The organism is Streptomyces sp. NPDC005070 (genome assembly GCF_053600395.1).
Genome location: NZ_JBSFZS010000339.1, coordinates 1 through 2,964, shown reverse-complemented (window position 1 = coordinate 2,964; position 2,964 = coordinate 1). Strand labels below are relative to the sequence as shown.

The 2,964-nt window shown below is 68.5% G+C and carries 4 protein-coding genes; all 4 read left to right on the top strand.

Annotated features, from left to right (window positions below; all coding sequences use genetic code 11):
* Positions 1 to 33 precede the first annotated feature (33 nt).
* Positions 34 to 207: a phosphotriesterase family protein gene (locus ACWEBX_RS38765; protein ID WP_451889406.1), complete on the top strand. Its 174-nt coding sequence runs from the start codon at positions 34 to 36 to the stop codon at positions 205 to 207.
* A 49-nt stretch (positions 208 to 256) separates the two neighbouring features.
* Entirely contained in the window at positions 257 to 1,213 is a 957-nt protein-coding gene (locus ACWEBX_RS38760) for a phosphotriesterase family protein (protein WP_451889405.1), read from the top strand.
* Between the two features lie 11 nt (positions 1,214 to 1,224).
* Positions 1,225 to 2,340 carry an FAD-dependent oxidoreductase gene (locus ACWEBX_RS38755; protein ID WP_451889404.1) on the top strand — a complete coding sequence of 372 codons (1,116 nt, stop codon included), beginning with the start codon at positions 1,225 to 1,227 and terminating at the stop codon, positions 2,338 to 2,340.
* Positions 2,341 to 2,344: 4 nt separating this feature from the next.
* Positions 2,345 to 2,964 (top strand): alpha/beta hydrolase fold domain-containing protein (locus ACWEBX_RS38750; RefSeq protein ID WP_451889403.1); only part of this gene is annotated, 620 nt, incomplete at its 3' end.

The window sequence follows — 2,964 nt, the reverse complement described above, 5'->3', positions numbered from 1 at the left end:
CGGCGCCGTTGACGCCTACCCGCCGGCGACCGGATCCTGCTCTCCGTCGACGCGACCGGGGTGGCCAAGGGACACCCCACGAACGACCTGCCGTACAGCCACGTACTGACCGCCTTCGTGCCGCTGCTCAAGGCGAACGGCGTTGGCGAGGACGACGTGCGGCGCATTCTCGAGGCCAACCCCCGCGACCTCCTCGCGATGCGCTGAACGCGCCGGCCCGAACGACCGTCAAGATCTCTTTTCGAAGGTGAGTGCTGTGTCGCGAGTGAACACCGTCCTGGGGCCGATCCCCGCCGAGGAGCTGGGCTTCGTGGCGATCCACGAGCACATCGGGTATGGCATGCCCGGCTCTGAGCTGGACACGCAGTGGTGGAAGACCCCCGAGCAGCGCTACGAGGAGACCGTCCCGAAACTGCGCCGCTTCCACGAGCTGGGCGGCGGCACCTTCGTCGACGCGACCGGCATCTGTAACGGCCGAGACGTCGACTACTACAAGTCGCTGTCCGCGAGGACCGGCGTCCACATCGTCGCCTGCACCGGCTTCGTCGGCGGCGACACCGCCTTGCCGTACTTCGCCCGAGCCGAAGTCGACTACCTGACGCGGCAGTTCGTCCACGAGATCAGCGTCGGCATCGGAGACACCGGCAGCCTGGCCGGCGTCATCAAGGTCGGCGTCAGCCGTGGCGGACGCATGACGGACCTGGACAAGCGCATCTACCGCGCCGCCGCCCGGGCCTCGCTCACCACCGGGGTGCCCATCCTGACCCACCTCGCGATCGACGCCGAGAACGCCATTGCGATCTTCGACGAGGAGGGACTGCCCCTGGACCGCGTGCTGTTCGGGCACGTCGACGACGGGGTGAACGCCGACAAGACCCGCGACGTCTGGATCGCCGAACAGGGCGGCCGCATCGGCTTCGACACCTTCGGCTACGAGACCGAGCTGCCCGACCCGCCGTTCTGGGCCCGACCCCGCAAGGAGCGCCTGGACCAATTCCTGCGGTTCATCGACGAGGGCCGCCGGATCAAGCAGGTCCTCGCCTCCGCCGACGCCAACTGCTCCCCGCTCGGCTGGCCCGGCGTCAAGGGACACACCATCAACTACCTCTTCGACGACCTGATCCCGGACCTGCGCGCCGCCGGCCTCGACGAAGCCGCCATCCAGACGATCTTCGTCGGCAACCCCGCCGACTTCCTGACCATCCAGAAGTAAGAGAGACCCCCATGCAGTCCTCGGACCTGAAAAACCTGAAGATCGCGATCGTCGGAGCCGGATACGGCGGCGCGGCGGCGGCCAAGGCCCTCAGCCTGCTCGGTGCGAACGTCACCGTCTACGAGCAGGCGAACCACATCCGCGAGGTCGGCGCCGGGATCGGTCTGCGCCCCGCCACCATGAACCGGTTCCGCCAGTGGGGCATCTTCGACGCGATCGCCCAGGTCAGCTCGCCCAGCGAGTACTTCGAGATCCTCACCGCCACCGGCGACCCGCTCATGAAGGAGGCGTGGCCGGCCGAGGGCGACCAGACCCACACCCACCTGATACACCGCGGCGACTTCATCGAGGCCCTGCTCGGCGTACTGCCCGAGGGCATGGTGCGCCTCGGCCACCGACTGGAAACGGTCGAGGACAAGGGCGACAGCTCCGTCCTGACCTTCGCGGACGGCACCACCGTCGAGGCGGACCTGGTCGTCGGCGCCGACGGCATCAAGTCGGTCGTGCGTCAGCAAGTGTTCAGCGACAAGGGCCCGGTGTTCTCCGGCGAACACGCCTACCGTGCCGTCATCTCCGTCGACGACGCCCAGGGCATGGTCACCGACGACAACCTGCGCATGTACATCGGCCGGGGCACGAAGGTCTACCTGCTGCCGCTCCGGCACCGCAACCAGGTGTCCTTCGACATCACCGCCCTGTGTCCGGACGGCACCTGGACACCGCAGGTCACCAAGGAAGACATGCTGCGCACGGTCGAGGGCTTCGACGAGCGACTGGTGGACATCACGCGCGGCCTCGCCATGGACACCGTGAGCATCCGCTCCGTCTACGACATCGACCCCGTCGACACCTGGCACTCGGACTCCGTCGTCCTCGTCGGCGACGCCGCGCACTCGATGCTGCACCACCAGGGCCAGGGCGCCAACTCGGCCATCGAGGACGCCGGAGCGCTCGCCGACGCCCTGCGTCACGCGACGTCCCCGCAGGAGGGTCTCGCCCTGTACCAGGCAACGCGCAAGCCGGTGACCGACAAACTGCAGGCCATCTCGCGCCAGGGCTGGACCGAGGACGAGATCAACGACGTCTTCCCCGGCCAGAAGCCCGCGGCCGCTGCCACGAAGGAGTGATGTCATGCCCCTGCACCCTGAGATCGCGAAGTTCCTCGCGACCCTCCCGCCTCCGCCCCAGGGCCCGCTCGACCCGGTCGCCATGCGCGCCGCCGAGGAAGCGCACGTACCCCCTGTCGAGGACCGCCTGCCGCTGCACGCGGTGGAGACCCTGACCGCGCACACCACCTCCGGTGACGTGCCGGTGCGTGTCTACACTCCCACCGACGCGGACAGCCACGGCCTGCTGATCTACTTCCACGGTGGCGCGTTCTTCCTCGGCAGCTTGGAGACCCACGACCACGTCGCACGCTCGCTGGCGAGGGCAACCGAGCTGAAGGTGATATCCGTCGGCTACCGCCTGGCGCCCGAGTCAGCTTTTCCGGCCGGTCTCGACGACTGCTACGCGGTCGTGCGGTGGGCCGCCGAGGACGGCGGGAGCCTTGCCTGGGACGGTACGACGCTGGCCATCGCCGGCGACAGTTCCGGCGGCAACTTTGTCGCCGCGGTCGCGGCCAAGGCACACGACGACGGCTTCCACGGGATCACCCACCAGGTCCTCTACTATCCCTCGCTCGACTTGGACTTCGACGTCGACCGCTATGCCTCGCTGCGGGAGAACGCCCAGGGCTACGGCCTCGAGAC